Source organism: Kocuria soli (genome assembly GCF_003797835.1).
In the GTDB taxonomy this organism is placed as follows: Bacteria; Actinomycetota; Actinomycetes; order Actinomycetales; family Micrococcaceae; genus Kocuria; species Kocuria soli.
Genome location: NZ_RKMF01000016.1, coordinates 17,182 through 37,111, shown reverse-complemented (window position 1 = coordinate 37,111; position 19,930 = coordinate 17,182). Strand labels below are relative to the sequence as shown.

At 67.2% G+C, this 19,930-nt stretch carries 16 protein-coding genes; 3 read left to right on the top strand and 13 right to left on the bottom strand.

Translation table 11 applies throughout. The features are described 5' to 3' along the window. Nucleotides 1–17: 17 nt before the first annotated feature. The 10 genes from EDL96_RS11650 to EDL96_RS11605 form a co-directional block, all read right to left on the bottom strand. Nucleotides 18–1,100, bottom strand: coding sequence for a YihY/virulence factor BrkB family protein (locus EDL96_RS11650; protein ID WP_123826334.1), 1,083 nt, complete (start codon nucleotides 1,098–1,100; stop codon nucleotides 18–20). Nucleotides 1,101–1,223: 123 nt separating this feature from the next. Further along, the gene (gene trpS / locus EDL96_RS11645) at nucleotides 1,224–2,252 is read right to left on the bottom strand and encodes a tryptophan--tRNA ligase (protein WP_199732606.1); all 1,029 of its coding nucleotides are present in this window, start codon (nucleotides 2,250–2,252) and stop codon (nucleotides 1,224–1,226) included. Between the two features lie 133 nt (nucleotides 2,253–2,385). Then, nucleotides 2,386–3,237: an exodeoxyribonuclease III gene (locus EDL96_RS11640; protein ID WP_123826330.1), complete on the bottom strand. Its 852-nt coding sequence runs from the start codon at nucleotides 3,235–3,237 to the stop codon at nucleotides 2,386–2,388. Nucleotides 3,238–3,262: 25 nt separating this feature from the next. Then, nucleotides 3,263–3,829 (bottom strand): hypothetical protein, encoded by a 567-nt coding sequence (locus tag EDL96_RS11635; protein WP_233568864.1) that lies wholly within the window; start codon nucleotides 3,827–3,829, stop codon nucleotides 3,263–3,265. 170 nt (nucleotides 3,830–3,999) lie between these two features. Then, the gene (locus EDL96_RS11630; protein ID WP_123826326.1) at nucleotides 4,000–4,893 is read right to left on the bottom strand and encodes a bifunctional methylenetetrahydrofolate dehydrogenase/methenyltetrahydrofolate cyclohydrolase; all 894 of its coding nucleotides are present in this window, start codon (nucleotides 4,891–4,893) and stop codon (nucleotides 4,000–4,002) included. Beyond that, entirely contained in the window at nucleotides 4,893–6,179 is a 1,287-nt protein-coding gene (glyA, locus tag EDL96_RS11625) for a serine hydroxymethyltransferase (RefSeq protein ID WP_123826324.1), read from the bottom strand. Before glyA ends, EDL96_RS11630 begins: the two co-directional genes overlap by 1 nt. Before the next feature lie 116 nt (nucleotides 6,180–6,295). After that, nucleotides 6,296–8,011: an acetyl/propionyl/methylcrotonyl-CoA carboxylase subunit alpha gene (locus EDL96_RS11620; RefSeq protein WP_123826322.1), complete on the bottom strand. Its 1,716-nt coding sequence runs from the start codon at nucleotides 8,009–8,011 to the stop codon at nucleotides 6,296–6,298. A gap of 2 nt (nucleotides 8,012–8,013) precedes the next feature. Next, a complete protein-coding gene (locus tag EDL96_RS11615) occupies nucleotides 8,014–9,681 on the bottom strand; it encodes a 5-oxoprolinase subunit B/C family protein (RefSeq protein WP_123826320.1) in 1,668 nt (555 codons plus the stop codon). Beyond that, complete coding sequence (locus EDL96_RS11610) at nucleotides 9,681–10,445, bottom strand: LamB/YcsF family protein (RefSeq protein WP_123826318.1); 765 nt, start codon at nucleotides 10,443–10,445, stop codon at nucleotides 9,681–9,683. The genes EDL96_RS11615 and EDL96_RS11610 overlap by 1 nt, the downstream gene beginning before the upstream one ends. Nucleotides 10,446–10,458: 13 nt before the next feature. Then, complete coding sequence (locus tag EDL96_RS11605) at nucleotides 10,459–11,736, bottom strand: NRAMP family divalent metal transporter (protein ID WP_123826316.1); 1,278 nt, start codon at nucleotides 11,734–11,736, stop codon at nucleotides 10,459–10,461. A gap of 177 nt (nucleotides 11,737–11,913) precedes the next feature. On the opposite strand from EDL96_RS11605, the gene EDL96_RS11600 reads away from it, so the two are divergent. Continuing rightward, nucleotides 11,914–12,552 carry a GntR family transcriptional regulator gene (locus tag EDL96_RS11600; protein WP_123826314.1) on the top strand — a complete coding sequence of 213 codons (639 nt, stop codon included), beginning with the start codon at nucleotides 11,914–11,916 and terminating at the stop codon, nucleotides 12,550–12,552. Nucleotides 12,553–12,802: 250 nt separating this feature from the next. Continuing rightward, nucleotides 12,803–16,081: a beta-phosphoglucomutase family hydrolase gene (locus EDL96_RS11595; RefSeq protein ID WP_123826312.1), complete on the top strand. Its 3,279-nt coding sequence runs from the start codon at nucleotides 12,803–12,805 to the stop codon at nucleotides 16,079–16,081. Nucleotides 16,082–16,222: 141 nt separating this feature from the next. On the opposite strand, the gene EDL96_RS11590 is transcribed toward EDL96_RS11595, so the two are convergent. Next, a complete protein-coding gene (locus EDL96_RS11590) occupies nucleotides 16,223–16,744 on the bottom strand; it encodes a gamma carbonic anhydrase family protein (RefSeq protein WP_123826310.1) in 522 nt (173 codons plus the stop codon). A gap of 63 nt (nucleotides 16,745–16,807) precedes the next feature. After that, entirely contained in the window at nucleotides 16,808–17,404 is a 597-nt protein-coding gene (locus tag EDL96_RS11585; RefSeq protein WP_123826308.1) for a TetR/AcrR family transcriptional regulator, read from the bottom strand. 191 nt (nucleotides 17,405–17,595) lie between these two features. Here EDL96_RS11585 and EDL96_RS11580 point away from each other — a divergent pair, with 191 nt between their 5' ends. Then, nucleotides 17,596–18,669 (top strand): Gfo/Idh/MocA family protein, encoded by a 1,074-nt coding sequence (locus tag EDL96_RS11580; RefSeq protein ID WP_158609607.1) that lies wholly within the window; start codon nucleotides 17,596–17,598, stop codon nucleotides 18,667–18,669. A 9-nt stretch (nucleotides 18,670–18,678) separates the two neighbouring features. On the opposite strand, the gene EDL96_RS11575 is transcribed toward EDL96_RS11580, so the two are convergent. Next, nucleotides 18,679–19,776 (bottom strand): LacI family DNA-binding transcriptional regulator, encoded by a 1,098-nt coding sequence (locus EDL96_RS11575; protein ID WP_123826304.1) that lies wholly within the window; start codon nucleotides 19,774–19,776, stop codon nucleotides 18,679–18,681. Between the last annotated feature and the right edge of the window lie 154 nt (nucleotides 19,777–19,930).

Below are 19,930 nucleotides of genomic sequence, written 5' to 3'. Positions count from 1 at the left end.
CGCCTGGCGCGGTGTTGTCAAAGAGCGCGTTCCTGCGAGCGCACGTGGTCCAGGAGATCAGCGTGAATGGGCGTGACCGCCCGGTCCTCCCCCGTCGGCTGGGCGTGACCACCGTGGGTATCAGCCTGGACCAGGGCGCCGAAGGCGGCGGACAGCAAGACAATCTGACTGAAGAAGTAGAACCAGAACAGCACACCCACGATCAGGCCCACCGAGAACAGGTACGGGTTGGCCGCCATGGCCTGGATCAGGGTGCCGCCAAGTTCCCGCAAGGCGAGGTTGCCGGTGACGCCGAGGAACAGGATGCAGAACATCGCCCAGCGCCCGGGTCGCAGCTGAGCCACGACTCGGATCATCAGGTACAGCATGAGGGCATCGGCAAGTACTCCCACCAAGGTCGCCGCGCCGTAGGCGAAATCACCGCCCAGGAAGTCGATCAACGCGCTCAGCCACCCGATGTCCTCCGTGGCTCCTTCCAGCAGTCGCAGCGCACCGGCCGCCTCGGCATTCATGACCAGCGAGATGGCCAGCGTCAGAACCAGCAGCACCAGACCGAACACATCCCGCGGTATGGCTGCGATCGGAGCACCCCGGGTCGGTGGCACCTCGAACATGCGGCGGCAGGCCAAGCGGATTCCCGCCGCCCAACGCCACGCCGTGAAAGCCAGCACGGCCGAGGCGACGATGGTTGTCACGGTGAAGGGTTGCGGGTTGGCCAGGGCCGAAACGGGGATGATGCCGCCTCCCCCGGTGTTGATCAACCCGGGGACCGTTTCATGCACGGCTTCCACGACGAGCCGACGCAGTTCGGAGTCGTTGCCCAGTACGCTGCCGCCGATCGACGCACCGATCACCAGCATGGCGGTCGAGGCGAAAAGCATGTTGTAGGACAGACCGGCCGCCATGAGAGGCCCACCGTGGAAGAAGTAGTGCATCACCAGGCGACCCGGGAACAGCGTCCAGATCCAGGTCAGAGCCAGGTTCAGCGCTTGGAAAGTCACCTTGAGGAACCCGGCACCGCCTTTTCGCTGCGCCCTGATGATCGAGATCTGACGACGTAGTTCCCGCTGCAGCCCGGCCTTGTCCACTGCGGAGGGCATGACCTTGGGGGCTTCGAGGACCGGAGCCCTCTCGGCGTCGCTGGGCTGCCCCGAGGTCTCCGACCTTCCGGGGTGTGAAGAGGTTGCAGTCGAGGGCGCCACGGTGATCGGTACGGTCGGCGCTCAGGCCTGCGGCGGCAGGAAGCCGACCTTCTCGTGGACTTCGGCAAGGGTGGTAGCGGCGATCTCCCGGCCTTTCTCGGCCCCGCGGGCCAGGATCCGGTCCAGTTCCGCGGGGTCGTCCAGCAGCTCCTGGGCTCGCTTCTGGATGGGGTCCAGCGCCTCGTTGACCACCTCGGCCAAGCCGACCTTGAGGTGGCCGTACATCTTGCCTTCGTACTCGGCGACGATCTCGGCCACCGGCCGGTCCGTCATGGCGGAGTAGATCGTGAGCAGATTGGCGATCCCGGGCTTCTCGTCCCGGTCGAACCGGATCTCCGTGCCGTCGTCGGTCACGGCGGACTTGATCTTCTTGGCGTTCTTCTTGGCGGGGTCCAGCAACCGGATCAGACCATTGTCGGAATCCGCGGACTTGGACATCTTGGCGGTGGGCCGCTGCAGGTCATAGATCTTGGCCGTTTCCCGCATGATCTTGGGCTCGGGGACCGTGAAGGTTTCGCCGAAGCGCGTGTTGAACCGCTGCGCCAGGTTGCGCGTGAGTTCGAGGTGTTGCCGCTGGTCTTCCCCCACCGGTACCAAGTTGCTCTGATACACCAGGATGTCGGCGGCCATGAGCACGGGATAGGTGAACAGCCCGACCGTCGTGGCGTCGTTGCCCTGCTTGGCCGACTTGTCCTTGAACTGGGTCATGCGGGCGGCCTCCCCGTACCCGGTGATGCAGTTGAGCACCCAGGCCAGCTGCGCGTGTTCGGGGACGTGGGACTGCACCAGCATGGTGGAGCGTTCGGGGTCGATGCCCGCCGCAATGTACTGAGCTGCGGTCACCCGGGTCCGGTTCACCAGCTCCGCCGGGCCCTGGGGGACGGTGATCGAGTGCATGTCCGCAATGAAGAAGATGCAGTCGTTCTCGTCCTGCATCCGGACCCAGTTGCGCAGCGCCCCCACGTAGTTGCCCAGGTGGAGGGAGTCGGCCGAAGGCTGAACTCCCGACAGCACGCGAGGTCGCCCCGCGAGCGTGGCGGTCGTGCTGATCCGGGCGGGGTTGTCTGCCGCGTCCTGTGGGGTTCCGGTGGGACGTTCGGAGGGGACGGTCACGATGAGCTTCTTCTTCCTCGATCAATTACGGGCGGGGCACGCACCCCGGTTCACGGGTGGAGTCCCGCTACTACAGGCGATAGTCGACGACCAACGGGGCGTGGTCGGAGAATCGGGTGTCGTAGCTGGCCGCCCGGTCAACGACGGCGGTCGCGGCCTTGCCTGCCAGCGCGGGAGTGGCCATGTGGTAATCGATCCGCCACCCGGCGTCGTTGTCGAAGGCCTGACCGCGGTAGGACCACCAGGTGTAGGGCCCCGGTACCTCGCCGGCCAGGGAACGCGCGACGTCCACGAAGCCCAACTCACCGAAGTACCGGTCGAAGTAGGCCCGTTCCTCCGGCAGGAACCCCGCGTTCTTGACGTTGCCCTTCCAGTTCTTGATGTCCAGTTCGGTGTGGCCCACGTTGAGGTCTCCGACGATCAGCGCGTGGTCGGCATGCTCCACCAAGTCCGGCAGCCGCCGCGTCATGGCGTCCAGGAAGGCGTACTTGTCCACCTGGCGTGGGGTGTCGACCTCTCCCGAGTGCACGTAGGTCGACACGATCGTCAGCTTCGACCCGTCCGGCAGGGCGATGTCGTCCTCGATCCAGCGACCGGAGTCGTTGGTGCCCTCGGCCAGCCCGACCCGACGCTCGACGGGAAGCAACGTGCCACCGTGGGCGTCACGTCGCACGGCCGTGAGCACGCCAGCACGCCCCTTTGCCTCGGCCTCGTGGTGGTGGATCTCCCAACGGTCCTCACCCAGGAGGTCCTTGGCCACCTTGTCTGGCGCACGGACCTCCTGGAGGCATAGAACATCGATGTCACGCCCCTCCAGCCAGTCGGCCATCCCCCGTTTGTAGGCTGCCCGGATGCCGTTGACGTTCACGGTGGCGACGCGCAGTACGCCCTCACGGGGCGCGTCGGTGGACTGCTGGTTCATGGTCGGGGTTCCTCTCGGGTCCGGGTCAGGCGCGGTCGGTGTCGTCGTCGACGACTTCGCCGGTGAGGGGTTCACCGGCGTCCTTGACCATGCCCATTCCGTTCGATGCGGTCACGGCAATGGTGTCCAGTGCGCGGTCGACCTGTTCACGGTCACCGGCGGTGGATCCGTCCTGCGCAGGGAGGTTCGCGGCGATGACCCGCGCCTGAACCATGATGATTTGGAAGGAATGTTCGAGTTTCTGGTCCAGGATCGACCGGTCGGCGGCAGGGGCCGCCGTCGTCGCAGCCATGGGGGCGCGGCCGAACCTCCGGTCCGCCTCCTGCTGGGCGTGTTCGAACTGCCGTGCTCCGAACTTGGCCGCCTTGCGCACCATCCAGAGCACGAAACACGCGATGAGCAGCCACCCGAGGGCGATCGCCGCGAGGATCCAGCCCAGGACGGAGTTCTCGTTGGCGGCCTGCAGGAGTGCGACGACGAAGATCACCAGCAGCGCCGTCATGCCGATCAGCGTGATCCATAGGGATGCCTTGCTGGAGGCGGCGGGGTGCGCCCCGGTGGGGGCATTGCGAGTGGATCCGATCTGCTGCATGCGGCACATTCTCCCGTACGTCGTCTGAAGCGTGGAAATCGGCGGGCGTCGGATCGCCCTGGGCGCAACAGGCCCGGCGATCCGAGGCCCGAGCGCGGAAACACGAGGGGCAGGGACGCTGCCCTGCCCCTCGACGGTCTCTCGGCCCTCTTCCGGGCGATTCGCCCGGCCTAGTGCTGTCCCGAGGCCACGGCGCGCTCGGCGGCTTCGACCACGTTGACCAGCAGCATCGCGCGGGTCATCGGGCCCACCCCGCCGGGGTTGGGCGACATCCACGCCGCGCGTTCGGCCGCCTCGGGTGAGATGTCGCCCGTCAGCTTCTTCTTGCCGGTCTCCGGGTCCTCCACACGTGAAACTCCCACGTCCAGGAGGACGGCGCCGTCCTTGATCTGATCCGCGCTGATCATGTGCGGCTGTCCCGCTGCCGCCACCACGACGTCGGCCACGGCCAGCAACTCCGGCAAGTTCCGGGTTCCGGTGTGGGCCAGGGTCACGGTGGCGTTGATGGCCTTGCGGGTCAGCAGCAGGCCGATCGGTCGCCCGACCGTGACCCCGCGGCCGATCACCAGGACGTGCTTTCCCTTGAGGTCGACGTCGTGACGCAGCAGCAGCTCCACGATGCCGTGCGGGGTGCACGGCAGCGGCGAGTCCATGGGCTCGTTGACGTTGAGCACCAGCTTGCCCAGGTTGGTGGGGTGCAGCCCGTCCGCGTCCTTGTCCGGGTCGATGCGCTCGAGGATCCGGTTGGTGTCGATGTGATCCGGCAGTGGCAGTTGCACGATGTAGCCGGTGCAGGCCGGATCGGCGTTCAACGCGTCGATCTCCGCTTCCAGGTCCTCCTGGGAGATGTCTCCCGGAAGGTCGCGCCGGATGGAGTTGATGCCCACCTCGGCGCAGTCCTTGTGCTTGCCGCCCACGTAGGAATGGGAGGCGGGGTCGTCGCCGACCAGCACCGTCCCGAGACCCGGCACCTGCCCTTGCGTCGTGAGTGCGGCGACGCGTTCTTGGAGTTCGGACTTGATGGCGGCCGCCGTGGCCCGTCCGTCGAGAACAGCTGCCGTCATCACCACTCCTCGAGGCCGCTGTAGAGCGGGAAGTCCTGGGCGAGCTTGTCGACGCGGGCGCGCAGCGCTGCGACGTCGGGCTGGGGTTTGAGCGCGGTGGCGATGATGTCCGCGACCTCCTCGAATTCCTTGGCGCCGAATCCGCGGGTGGCCAGGGCGGGGGTGCCGATCCGCAGTCCGGAGGTCACCATCGGGGGCCGCGGGTCGAACGGGACGGCGTTGCGGTTGACGGTGATGCCGACCTCGTGGAGCAGGTCCTCCGCCTGCTTGCCGTCGAGTTCGGAGTTGCGCAGGTCGACCAGGACCAGGTGGACGTCGGTGCCGCCGGTGAGCACGGAGACGCCCGCCTCGGTGACGTCCGGGGAGGTCAGGCGGTCGGCGATGATCTTGGCGCCTTCGATCGTGCGTTCCTGGCGCTGCTTGAACTCCGGGCTGCCCGCGATCTTGAACGCCACTGCCTTGCCGGCGATCGCGTGCATGAGCGGGCCACCCTGGTGCCCCGGGAACACGTTGGAGTCGATCTTCTTCTTCCACTCCTCCGTGCACAGGATCACGCCCGAGCGAGGGCCCGCCAGGGTCTTGTGCACGGTCGAGGAGACGACGTCGGAGTGCGGCACGGGGTTCGGGTGCAGGCCCGCGGCCACCAGGCCCGCGAAGTGTGCCATGTCCACCCACAGCTTGGCGCCGACCTCGTCCGCGATCGAGCGGAAGGCCTCGAAGTCCAGCTGGCGGGAGTACGCGGACCAACCGGCCACGATCACCTTGGGCTGGTTCTCGAGGGCCACCTGGCGGACCTGATCCATGTTCAGTCGGTGAGTCTGGGGATCGACCTCGTACGCGGCGATGTTGTAGAGCTTGCCGGAGATGTTGAGCTTCATCCCGTGCGTCAGGTGCCCGCCGTGGGCCAGGGACAGGCCCATGAGGGTGTCACCGGGCTCCATCAGAGCAGTCATCACGGCGCTGTTTGCCTGGGCGCCGGAGTGCGGCTGGACGTTGGCGTGGAACGCACCGAAGAGCTCGGTCGCACGGTCCCGGGCCAGGTTCTCCACGACGTCGACGTGCTCACACCCGCCGTAGTACCGACGACCCGGGTAGCCCTCCGCGTACTTGTTGGTGAGCACCGATCCCTGGGCTTCGAGGACCGCGCGGGGCGCAAAGTTCTCGGAGGCGATCATTTCCAGGGTTCCGCGCTGACGGCCGACCTCCGCACCGATCGCCGCAGCGACCTCCGGATCGACTTCTGACAGCGGCAGGTTGGTGACATCGGCGGACGGCGTGGGGCTCATGCGATTCCTCCTGGGCTCCGATGCGACGTCGGAGATTCTCAGCCTTGGGGCAGCCACGGATCGTGCAACTGCCGATGGGTCGGTCAAGACGGCCTCGCCCATTGTAGGACGCCCCGTCAGGTCTCGATGCTCGCCAACACGTCGTCGACGCCGACCACCGCCCCGATGTCTGCACCGTGACGAAGTGTTCCGGAACGGTGGGCCAGAACTTGTGCCTCGGTCTTCATGGCGTCCAGGGCGGCGACGGGTTGCCCCTGCGTCACCTCGACGCCGTCGTCGACCAACCATCGGACCAGGGTCCCGGGCACCTGCGCCCGCAGGGCGGAGGGTTCCGGTTCCGGCTCCGCAGGTGCAACTCCAGCAGCACCGTTGAAGCCTGCGGTCAACTCCCCCGGGAGCCCCAGAACGACCCTCTTCCCGTCGATCTCCACCGGGACCCGGCGCAGGCCGGGGTTGACGACGGGATGCGGTCGCATCTGGGGCTGCACCCGCGACAGGTACGTCGTCTCGATCCACTGCGTGTGAACACTGAGATCGTCAGAACCGAACTCCGGAGCGTCCAGAACCGACCGTGCGAAGGGGACAACCGTGGCCGGCCCGTCGATCACGAGTTCCGCCAGCGCACGCCGCGCCCTGGCCAGTGCGGCGTCCCGTGACTCGTCGTGCACGATCAGCTTTGCCATGAGGGAGTCGAACGCCGGCTGGACGGTGTCCCCGGCCTCGACCCCGGAATCCCACCGCACGCCCGGTCCCCCGGGGACACGCAGGGCATCCACCCGGCCGGGGCTGGGCAGGAAGCCCCGCCCCGGGTCCTCCGCGTTGATGCGGAATTCGAACGCATGTCCCACGGGTTCCGGGGTGTCCGAGAAGGACGGCGCGTGACCTTCCGCGATGCGCAACTGCTCTCGGACCAGATCCGTACCCGTGACCGCCTCCGTGACGGGGTGCTCGACCTGCAACCGTGTATTGACTTCCAGGAAGGACAGCGTCCCGTCCTCGGCCAGCAGGTACTCCACGGTTCCCGCTCCTCGATACCGCACATGCTCACAGATGCGACGCGCGGACTCGTGTAGTTCACGTCGCTGAGCCCGGGTCAGCCCCGGGGCGGGGGCTTCTTCGATGAGCTTCTGATTGCGCCGCTGGACTGAGCAGTCCCTGTCCCCCACCACAACGACGCCGCCGTCCCCGTCACCGAGGATCTGGACCTCCACGTGGCGTGGCCTCTCGAGGAAACGCTCGACGAAACACTCCCCCCGTCCGAACGCGGCTGTGGCTTCCCTGGTCGCCGATTCGAAGGCGGCGGCCACTTCGTCCACCGAGCGGACGACCTTCAGTCCCCGTCCTCCGCCACCGTGGGAGGCCTTGATGACCACGGGAAGCCCGTGTTCTTCGACAAAGGCCATCGCCTGTTCAGCGTCTTCGATCGGGCGGTCGGTTCCCGGAGCCAATGGTGCACCCACGCTCCGCGCGATCCCGCGGGCCGTCATCTTGTCCCCTAGGGCCTCGATCGTTTCCGGGCCGGGACCGATCCATACCAGTCCGGCCTCTTCCACGGCCCGAGCGAACTCGGCGTCCTCGGACAGGAAACCGTAGCCGGGGTGAACCGAATCCGCGCCGCACCTGCGAGCGACGTCGAGCAGCGAGGGAACAGACAGGTAGGTCTCGGCCGCCGTGGTGCCACCCAGTCCGTAGGCCTCATCGGCCATCCGCACGTGCAGGGCGTCGACGTCCTGGTCGGCGTAGACGGCCACGGAGGTGTACCCCGCTTCCGTACAGGCCCGGATCACGCGAACCGCGATCTCGCCGCGATTGGCGATCAGGATCTTCTTCATGATCAGCCTCCAAAGTTTTCCTCCGGCCGGAGCCGGAACCGGATACGGGCCCCCGGTGGCAGCTGCCCCACCAGGTCAAGGTGTTCCGCGACCACCGCGCCGATGACCGGATAGCCGCCCGTCAAAGGGTGATCGGGAAGGAACAGCACGGGCTGCCCGTCCGGCGGCACCTGGATCGCCCCCGTGACCGTGCCTTCGCTCGGCAACTCGCCCTCGATCCGCCTGTCGAGCGGAACGGTTCCCTCCAGTCGCAGTCCCACCCGATCCGACCTGGTGCCGACCAGCCATTCCTGAGCCGTGAGGGCCGCCACGGCCTCGGGCGTGAACCAATCGTCACGCGGCCCCAGGGTGATCATCACGTCCACGGTCTCCCCTGAACGTGGCAGGTCTCGAGTGATGCCCAGCGGTTCGACGACGGCCGGGGCGTGCCGAGGATCCCCGACCACGACGCAGTCCCCTGCCTCGAGCGGCCCGGGCCCGAGCCCAGCCAGCGTGTCCGACGAGACACTGCCCAGAGCTGGACGCGCGAGCAGACCGCCCCTCACCGCGATGACATAGCGCAGTCCGTGCGTGGGGTGACTCAAGGACAGTTCGTCTCCGTCGTCGATCGCGAAGGGCACTCCTTGGAGGATCGGTCGGACCGTGCCATCGGATGAAACGAGTTCGCCGGTCCCCTGGGCGCCTGCCACGGCAGCCACGCCGGGAAGGCCGCGGTATTCCATGTGCACCGCCCCCGTGCATTCGAGGACCGCCGCGGTTGGGAGGTTGCCCACTGCCCTGTTGGCCTGGGACAGCGCGGTACGGTCGGCCGCACCGGCACCCGAGACCCCCATGGCAGCGTGACCGGGGCGTCCCCCGTCCTGGATCAGGGCCCGTATTCCGGGGTGGATGACGCGCAGTGACGCCAGGACGGGATCGGGCCGCCAGGTCTCCCGTACCGTCACCTCTGGACCGGACCCCGAGGCCGGGCCACCGACCTCGGAAGCAACCGGATCGTCCTCCAACCCGTCGAAGAGCTCACCCGTTCGTCCAGAGGTATTCGGTGTACTGGTCACGACGGCGACGGGGCGTTGCTGCTCGAACGTGATGACCGTGCCCGGTGCAACCAATGCCGGCGGGTCGCGGTCGATGTCCCACATCACGGCGTCGGTGTGACCGATCAACTGCCACCCACCGGGGCTGTCGCGCGGATAGACACTCGTGAAGGGCCCGGCCAGGCCGACCGCACCGGCGGGCACACGCGTTCTCGGTGAGGACCGGCGGGGAACGTCGAACAAAGGATCGGTGCAGGTCGCGTACCCGAACCCCGGAGCGAATCCGCAGAAGGCCACCCGCCACTGCGCGTTCAGATGACGCTCGATGAGGGTGTCCACGGAGACGGACAGCAGATCCGCAACCTCGTCGAGGTCTTCGCCGTCGTACCGCACGGGGATGCTGACCTCGGGACCGGCGACCGAGGAATGCGCTCCGGTTCGGGCGGTCGAGAGGGCGTCCACCAGCTGAGCGTCGCTGAACCGCGATGGGTCGAAGCGCACCAACACCGTCTGTGCTCCGGGGATCAGCTCCGTGACCCCGGGGACCTCGGACCAGGCGGCACCCAGACGCGTCACCTCCATCGGATCCTCGACCTCGACCAGCAGGGCCGTGTCCGAGGCCCGCAGGAAACGCATCAGATCCCCGCAAAAGGTGCGATGGTGACTCCGGCCGATTCCAGGACTCGCCGCGTCTCGGCAGCCATGGCCACAGACCCGGGGCTGTCGCCGTGCACACAGATGGACTGCGCCTCCACGCGGACGTCCCGACCGTCAATCGACCGGATCACGCCGTGCTCGACCAGGCGGAGCATCCTGGTGGCCACATCTTCCGGGTCGTTCAGAACCGCACCCGGCAGTGAACGGGAAACCAACTGCCCGTCGGACTGGTAGGCCCGATCCGCAAATGCCTCGGCCGCCACCTGCAGGCCGGCACGTTGGGCCACTCGCAACACGACGCCACCAGCCAGTCCCAGCAGGACCAGGCCCGGGTCGATCGACTTGATGGCCGCCACGACGGCCTTGGCCTGGCGCTCGTCGTGGGCAATGGCGTTGTACAGGGCACCGTGGGGCTTGACGTAAGTGACGCGGCTGCCCAGCGCAGAGGTGAGCCCGCTCAACGCACCCAGTTGGTACTCGACGTGCGCCTGCAACGTGGCGGAGTCGACGTCGACCGCGGTTCGCCCGAAGTTCTCGTAGTCCCAATAACTCGGGTGGGCCCCGATGCTCACACCGCGATCGATCGCGGCTGCGACCGTTCGCCGGATCCCTTCGGGGCTGCCGGCGTGGAAGCCACAGGACGTGTTCGCGCTCGTCACGATCGCGAGCATGGATTCGTCGTCGCTGACCACTCGGTCGTGCGTGTTCTCGCCCAGATCGGAGTTCAGATCAATGCTGGTCATGAGTTCCCCCAGGTCATCCGCTCGTGCTCAGGAAGTCGAAGATCGGTCCGACCGACACGCTACCCATGTACCAGGTGAGCGCCGTCACCAGTGTCCCGGGAATCAGCAGCCACCTCGGATAACGGTCCACCCCCAGCAGGTCGGGGCGGAACCACCCGATGTACATGAACACCGTGAGACCCACCGGGAGGATCAAACCGTTGAACCCTCCGACGAACACCAACAGCGCAGCCGGTGCCGTGCCGATGACCAGGTAGACCGCCAGGGAGACGGCGATGAATCCGACCGTGGCCAGTTGCAGGGCCCACCCCCCGGAGACCTTCCGGCTGAACGTCGACAGGAAGGTGGCCGAGGTGTAGGCGGCTCCGATCACGGAGCTCAGAGCGGCGGCCCAGAAGATTGCACCGAAGATCCGTATCCCGGCCTGGCCCAGGACGGCGCCGAAGGCCTGCCCGGCAGGGTTCGCCGCCTGACCCGAGACGTCCAGTGCGACCCCGGATGCGACAACCCCCAGGACCGCCAGGAAGAGCACGTACCGCATGATCGCAGTCACCACGATCCCGTTGGTGGCGGAGCGCATGACCGTGCGGGAATGTCTGGGGCCCACCAGACCCGAGTCGAGATACCTGTGGGCCCCGGCGTAGGTGATGTACCCGCCGACCGTGCCGCCCACGATGGTGGTGATCGTCGCGAAATTCAGCTGATCAGGAACGATCGTCTGCTTCAACGCTTCCCCCACGGGAGGTTGGGACACGACGGCGACGACCACCGTCATGACGATCATGCCGACGCCCAGAACCACCAACACCACGTCCATGACGCGGCCGGCCTTCTTGATCAGGAACAACACGATCGCCAACAGGCCCGTCAGCAGGCCACCGACCTTGGGGTCGATCCCGAGCAGCGCATTCAGTCCCAGACCGCCCCCGGCAATGTTGCCGATGTTGAACGCCAAGCCGCCCATCACCACCAGCACGGCGATGAAGTGCCCCGAGAACGGAATGGCGCGGTTGGCAAGGTCACCCGCACGGCGCCCCGAGGAGGTGATCATTCGCCAGACGTTCAACTGAACCGCGACGTCGATCAGCACCGAAGCGAGGATGGCGAAGGCGAACGCGGCCCCCATGCCGGCCGTGAAGGTTGCGGTCTGAGTGATGAATCCGGGGCCGATGGCCGACGTGGCCATCAAGAAGACGGCACCGATCACGGCTCCGCGTGAAACCCGTTTCCCGAGCTCCGACGAACGGCGTTCGTCCATACCGTCGGGGACCTCGGTTCTCGAACCAGCCATGTCGGACATCCTTCCGGGAACACCGCAAATGTGATCTACACCATAGAACAATCTGATCCGTATTGTTCAACAATCCAAAGTGATCGTCAAGGGTGCGCTTCACCCAACTGCCCCTCCTGCTCCGGGAGGCGACGTCAGGCCGCCACGACGCCCGGGCGGCTCGGTAGAGTCCGGAATGTGACACACAGCGACGCCCTGGCTGACCTCTTGCGCCAGCGGATCATCGACGGCGAGTTCATGCCCGGATCCCGCCTGTCGGAATCGGCCCTCTCCAACCAGTTCGAGGTCTCACGCAACACCCTCCGAGAGACGTACCGAGCCTTGGCCGAACAGGGCCTGCTGACCCACGTCCCACATCGCGGTGTGTCCGTGTCCGCGCCGTCGATGGCTGACGTCGTGGACATCTATCGGTGCCGACGCACGGTGGAATGCACCACAATGCGCGGATCGCGCCCGGAGCACCCCGCCGTGCAACGCATGGCGGACGCCCTCCACCTCGCAGAAACGCACTTGGCCGCTGAGGACTGGCTCGGCATCGGGAGTGCCAACATGGCCTTTCACGAAGGGATCGTCGCCCTGTCGGACAGTCCTCGCCTGATGCGCATGTTCCGCAATGTCGCCGCAGAATTACGCCTCGTGTTCCTCACGCTTGACGATCCACACGCCCTGCACGCCCCGTTCGTGGCCAGCAACCGCAGGGTGCTCACCGTATTCACCGCCGAAGGTCCGGAAGCGGGAGCACTCGAGTTGGAGCGCTATCTCCTGAACTCGGAACGCAGTGTCTTGGGCGCTTACACGAGAGCGAACAGGGCCTGACCACCTTGGTTGATCGCGAGCCGCCGAAACCCACCCGCGCGGTCACAAGAGCCGACGATTCCCGGCTACCTCAGCCCCCCGTGCGCGTGATGTAATCTGTGGCGACACCTGAACCGGGGAAAATATGCCCTCCGCATCGACCTTCCCCGACATTCCGACGCACAGCCGCGCCCGATCCAACAGGTGGTGGGTGGCTGCGTGCCGCGAAACACCGCATGGGTCCGGGGCTCGTAAGTATCAGGAGCACCTGTTGAACGCACTGCCCTCCGCGCCGTACACGGCTTCGATCCCGCAGATCCGCGCGGACGAACTCCCCGAGAAGCCCTCCGACGGACTTCGCACCAACTACGGGGCCGTCATCTTCGACATGGACGGCGTCATCACGGACACGGCCGCGGTTCACGCCTCCGCCTGGAAGTCCCTGTTCGACGCGGTGCTCCAGGACTCTCGCCTGGAGCAGCTGGACGACGACTCCCCCGTGAACCGGGCCGAGTTCGACGTCGCCACCGACTACCGGGACTTCGTCGACGGACGCCGTCGTGAAGACGGGATCCGCACGCTCCTGGCCTCACGCAACGCGGCCCTCCCTGAGGGCTCCGCGGAGGACGAACCGGGTGCCTGGACCGTCCAGGGACAGGCCGCCCTCAAGAACACCTACTTCAACGAGGCCTTGGAGGACCAGGGCGTTCGCGTGTTCGACGGAACGGTCCGGCTGATCGAACGCCTCCGTGAGGGCAATGTGCCCGTCGGGTTGGTCACGGCCTCCCGCAACTCGGCCACCGTGCTGGCGCGGGCCGAGCTCGGGGACCTGTTCGACCACATCGTCGACGGCGCCACCGCCGCTGAACTCGGCCTGCCGGGCAAGCCGGCTCCCGACACGTTCTTGCAGTGCGCCAAGGAACTCGGCGTGGACCCGGTCGAGGCCGTCGTCGTCGAGGACGCCGTGGCCGGTGTGGAAGCCGGTGTTGCCGGTGGATTCGGGCTGGTCGTGGGCATTGCGCGACATGGCGACCGCCAGGCGCTGTACAACGGCGGTGCCCACGTGGTGCTCAACGACGTCGGCGAACTGGACCTGGGGGCCCGGCGTGAGGACCCCTGGAAGCTGATCTTCCACGGATTCGATCCCTCCGTGCAGGCCCGGCGGGAGTCCCTGCTGACCCTGTCCAACGGGTACATGGGTGTGCGCGGCTCCCATTCCGAGCGGTCCTCCGACGGCATCCACTACCCCGGCAACTACCTGGCCGGCGTGTTCAACCGCGTGGTCAGCCACATCAACGGCCGCGACATCGAACACGAGTCCATGGTCAACGCCCCCAACTGGACGCACCTGGACCTGCGGGTCTCCGGCGGCACGTGGCTCTCCGAAGGCGGGCTGGAGTACTCCGACGAGCGGACCGAACTCGACCTGCGTACGGGTGTTCTGACCCGCAGTATGGTCCTGACCGACCTCACCGGTGACCCCACGGAACGCGGGGAACGCCCCCGCATCCAGGTGGTCCAGCGTCGCTTGGTCTCCCTGCGCCTGCGCCACATGGCCGCCCAGGAAACCACCATCACCGCGCTGAACTTCACCGGCCGCATCCACGTCCGCACCGGCATCGACCCGGCCGTGACCAATGACGGTGTGAAGGAGTACAAGGAACTCAACGCGCATCACCTGTCCACGGACGAATCCACCACGCTCCCGGACGAGGAAGAGACCCTGCTGAGCCTGGTGACCACCAACCAGTCCCAGATCCAGATCGCCACGGCCCAGCGCACCGAGGTGTACGGCGGTGCCGCGATCCGCGCCCGGCGCGAGATCCGCCCGGGCGGCACCGAGTTCCGCCGCCACCAGATCGGCGTGCACCAGGGCGAGCCGGTGGTCGTCGACACCACGACCGCCGTGGTCACCAGCCGCGACGCCGCGATCGGTTCCCCGCGCAACGGCGCCCTGTCCCAGCTGGACCGCAGCCCCAGAGGCTTCAAGGGCCTGCTGGAAGGCCACGAACTGGCCTGGAAGCGCCTGTGGGACCGCTACGACCTCGAGTTGCAGCCGGACGCGGCACCCGAAGAGCTGCTGACCCAGCTGGCCCTGCGGACCCACGCCTTCCACACGGCACAGACCCTGGCCCCGCACCTGTCCCTGCGCGACGCCGGCATCCCCGCACGCGGGTTGCACGGTGAGGGATACCGCGGCCACATCTTCTGGGACGACGTCTACATCCTCCCGCTGGTCTCACTGCACGAACCGCAGGTCAGCCGGTCGCTGCTCTCCTACCGGTGGCGCCGCCTCCCGATGGCCTACTACCGGGCTCAGGAATTCGGTCTGAACGGTGCTGCGTTCCCCTGGCAGTCCGGTTCCGACGGCCGCGAGGAGACCCCGCCCGAGCTGTTCAACCACCACTCGCAGCGCTGGCTCCCGGACAACTCCTGGCGGCAGTTCCACGTGGGTCTTGCCATCGCGTACAACGCCTGGCACTACTACGAGTCCACGGGTGACATCGACTGGCTCTCCGGCCAGGGTGCGGAACTGATCATCGGCATCACCCGACTGTTCGCCTCCCTGACGGAGTTCGACGAGGCGGACGGCCGGTACCACATCAGCGGCGTCATGGGGCCCGACGAGTACCACGACGGCCCCCGCGGCCAGCACGGTGGCGGGTTGAAGGACAACGCCTACACGAACGTCCTGGCGGCATGGTTGTTCCGCCACTCTGCCAACATCTTCAACGACATGGTCGACCACCAGCGTGAAGAACTGCAGGCCCGGTTCGGCATCGCCGACGACGAGCCCGCCCAGTGGTTGGAGATGTCCCAGAAGCTGTCCGTGGCCTTCAACTCGGACGGCACGATCTCCCAGTACGACGGGTACGACGACCTGGACGAACTGGACTGGGACTTCTACAAGAAGAAGTACCGCAACATCGGCCGCCTGGATCTCCTGCTGGAGAACGAGGGCGACATGACCAACAACTACAAGCTGTCCAAGCAGGCCGACACCATCATGTTGGTCTACCTCCTGGGTCCGGAGGGCCTGGTCGAGGAACTGGGTCGCATGGGCTACGAGATCGACCACGACGTCGTCCAGCGCACCGTGGACTTCTACATTGCGCGGTCCTCGCACGGGTCGTCCTTGTCCAAGGTGGTCAACGCGGCCGTCCTGGCGTGGTTGGCACCGGACCGTTCCTGGGCGTCCTTCCAGGACGCCCTGGTGGTGGACATGGACGACACCCAGGGCGGCACGACCGGCGAAGGCATTCACATGGGTGCAATGGCCGGATCCATCGACGTCGTGACCCGCGCCTACGCGGGGCTCCGTGTGCGCGGTGACTGGTTGGAGTTCGCTCCTCACCTGCCCCGCCAGCTGGAGTCCGTGAACTTCACCGTCCTGTACCGCGGACAGGTCATCCGCGTGTGCATGGACCACGACGTCCTGGAACTCGAAGGCAGTTCCCGCCAGGCGGCCCCCGTGACCGTTCACGTGAGCGGCGCGGAATACGTCCTCAAGGGCGGCCAGAAGATCGCCGTGTCCATCCGGCATCGCTGACGGTCCGGTCTCGCGACACCGATCGAACGGGTCCGCCCCGCTCCGCACACGCTGTGCCGAGCGGGGCGGACCCGTTTCGGTGTCACAGTCCGACGTCGGCTTCGACGGCACCTACGACGGCGGCCGTGACCCGAGTGGCGCTCAGGCGTTCAGTTCCCGGTGCCGCCGGCTCAAGTCCAGGTACGTGCTCGCGTTGAGCGTGACCTTTTCGCGTTCCGCCTCCGTCAGTTCCCGGCGGACCTTGGCCGGGACGCCGGCGACCAACGATCCGGGCGGAACCTCGGTGCCCTCCAACACCACCGCGCCCGCCGCGATCAGACTCCCGGAACCGATGACCGCTCCGTTGAGCACCGTGGCGGACATCCCGACCAGGACGTCGTCGTGAATCGTGCAACCGTGCAGGACGGCCGCGTGGCCGACCGAGACCCCGTTGCCGATCGTGCACGGGAACTCCGGGTCCGAGTGCACGGTGCAGTTGTCCTGGAGGTTGGAGCCCTCCCCGAGCGCAATGGGTGACCGATCGGCACGGATCACGGTGCCGTAGAAGACACCGCTCCCCGCCCCGATCCGGACGTCGCCGATCACCGTGGCGTTGGGTGCCACGAAGGCGTCTTCGGCGATCTCGGGTTCTCGGCCCTCCCAGGCCGCGATCACGGGTTCCATGCGTTCTCCTCCACGTCGTTGTGGTTCTTGTTTCCGTGTGCTGCGTGCGGTGGTTGCTCACCGTCAGTCTCCGACGGCTGCGATGGTGCGCGCGTAGTCCAGGTACGCCTCGTGTGCGAAACCGGGCATGAGCTGGGACTGGACCACCCAACCCTGGAGGACCGAGAGCACCGCCTGGGAGAACATGCCCACCCATTGCGTGGCGTCCTGTCGGCTGAGCCCCAGTTCCGTGACGGCCCACCCTGCGAACTGTTCGTCCACCAGGCTTCTCAGCGCCTCCAGGTGGGAGCCGAGTGCGGCGTTGACCCCCTCGTCGACCGCGGCCTCCCCCCACGTGATCAGCAGGAGTCTGGCCAATCGTGGTTGAGCGGCAAGTTCTTCGAGCACGCCGACCAGCCAGGATTCCGGGTCGAAGGGTTGGGCCACCCTACGCTGCGCCAGGTCGAAGACCTGGTCCAGTCCGGTCTGGGCGCACGCCGCCACCAACTCGGACTTGCCTCGCGGGAAGTGGTTGTAGATCGCCCCCGCGGAGAGCCCGGTGGCCGCGATGATCTCGTGCATCGAAGCACCGCGGTAGCCCTCCGCCAGGAAACAGTCCGTTGCGGCACCCACCACGGCACGGCGTCGGTTGTCGCGGTACTCCTGACTGACTTTGGGCATGCCCTGATCCTACGCAGTGGGCCCGGAGGGAGCTCAGATGCACCTATGAATGACGGCCGTCGCGCCGTCACGGGTGGGAGTCTGATTCCGGATCTGCCGCCCTGTGGCCATGGACTTCACTGACCAGCACGCAGCTGACTGCAGCCCGTCCCCCCACCGACATCCATCTTGCGCCATTCGCCCGGACGGGGTTGGACGCCCCGCACCTGGATTCCCCGCTGGACCCCACGCACGACGGGGCCGAGCCGCTTGGGTGGGGCGTGGTCGGTCCCGGCTCGATCGCCGAACGCGTGGTCCCGGACATCGCCCGATTGCCGGATGCCCGGCTGATCGCGGTGTCCTCCCGGAGTCCAGAACGAGCACGGGCCTTCGCCGATCGGCACGGCTTCCGCCACGCCCACGGTGACACGGCGGGACGCACCGGCCTCGAAGCCCTCGCAGCGGACCCGGAGGTCGACGTCGTCTACGTGGCCAGCCCCCACGGTTACCACCACACCCACGTGTCCACGTTGCTCAAGGCCGGTAAGCACGTGGTGTGCGAGAAGGCCCTGGCCATCACGGCCAGGGAGGTCGAGGACCTCATTCGCATCGCAGGTGCCCAGGGGGTGCTGCTCATGGAAGCGGTCTGGACGGCCATGACCCCGGGGTTCCGGCGCGCCATGCACCTGGTGGCCGACGGAGCCATCGGTACCGTGCACGGCGTCACAGGCTCGATCGGTTTCAACATCCCACCCGATCCCGGCCACCGGCTCTTCGCTCCCGAGGACGGTGGTGGAGTCACCCTGGACATGCTGGTCTACCCACTGCTGTGGTCGGACCCGGTACAGGGTGAGATCCTGTCCCGCAGCGTCCTGGGACATCTTGGTCCCACGGAGGTCGACGACGACCTGGCCGTCCAGCTGCGCCGCGAGCACGGATGGGCGCAGCTCTCGGCCACTCTGACCCGCGTGCCCACTACGGGAATTGCGCTCTCCGGCACCCACGGGTGGCTACGGGCGGACGGGCGGCTGCACAATCCGCCGAGGCTCGAAGTCATGACCACGGATCGGCTCCAGGCCGGCGGCGAACCGCTGGTCGAGGAGATCACCGTGATCGGTGCCGGTTACGTCCCGCAGTTCCGGGAGGCCACCCGCTGCATCCGACAGGGGCTCACGGAGTCACCGTTCGTCCCGTGGGAACTGTCCAGGGTCCGCGCGCGGCTGTTCGACGACATCCGGGCGGACATCGGCCTGCGGCTGCCGCACGACGAACAACAGGCCCGGTGAGGAAACCGCTCAGCCGACGGCGCTCGGAGCCCGGAACCGACCCTTGATGTCGCTGGACTGACGGACCACCAGCTTGGTCGGCAGGACCAGGGGGCGGTTCGAGGTCGGCAGGGCGCCCTTGATCATGGCCACCAGGTTCTTGGCCGCGGTGGAACCGACCGCGTGCATTGGCGCGGCAATGGTCGACATGCTGGGGCTCAGGAAGGACAACGACATGATGTTGTCGTAGCCGATCACGGCGACGTCGTCGGGAACCGAGAGGCCGAGTTCGTGGACGGTGCGGACGAATCCCATGGCCACCAGGTCGTTGTAGCAGATCACCGCGGGGGTGCGGTTCTCGGCCCAGGCCAAAGCTGCGGCACGTCCACCCGCGACCGTGGGCGAGGCCGGGCCGATGCGGTGGATCCGAAGGTGTTGCTCCACACCGGCTTCCCGAACGGCCCGCCAGCGCATGCCGTCCGCCCAGGAGGCCTCCGGCCCTGCCACGTAGGTGATGTCCTTGCAGCCCTGTGCGGCCAGGTGTTCCACCGCACGTCGGGTGCCCGTCGGGTTGTCGGTGACCACGGACACCACCCCGGACACCGCACGGTTCATGATGATCGTGGGTTTCTGCTTGGCCGTCATCCGCACCGCGGAGTCGGACATGCGCGAAGAGGTGAGCAGGACGCCGTCGACCAGTGGCAGGACACGCTCCAGGGCCTCCCGCTCACGGCGGTCGGACTCCTGTGAGTTGGCCAGCAACAGTGTGTATCCGGCTTCCGCAGCGGCCTCCTCGGCTCCGCGGATCAGGTCGAAGAAGGCGGGGTTGGAAATGTCGGTGACCACCAGAGCGATCATCTGGCTGCCCGTTCGGCCGTCCGCGTTGCGGGAGATCGTCCGTGCGCGGTACCCGAGTTCGTCCGCGGCCTCACGAATGCGCTCCGCGGTCTCGTAGGAGACCCGCCCCGGCCGGGCGAAGGCGCGTGAGACGGTGGACGGCGCAACCCCCGCGAGTTTTGCCACGTCGTAGATCGTGGGGGCCTTCCCGCGAGAACGACGACGCGGCTGCGCGGGCGCCGATTCTTGATCGGCGGGGGCTGCCTCATGCCTGCTGTGGTCCTGATTCACCCGTTCATTTTCGCGTAACGGGGCGACAAGTCCAAGCCAGGGCTCGGACGCAATTGGCTCGACACGCCGGTTGCCAAGGCGCTGAGACTCACCACCCTCACCACGTGGGTAGACGTCCGTGGTTTCCCTCCGGGCACCGCAACGTGTCGCGTCA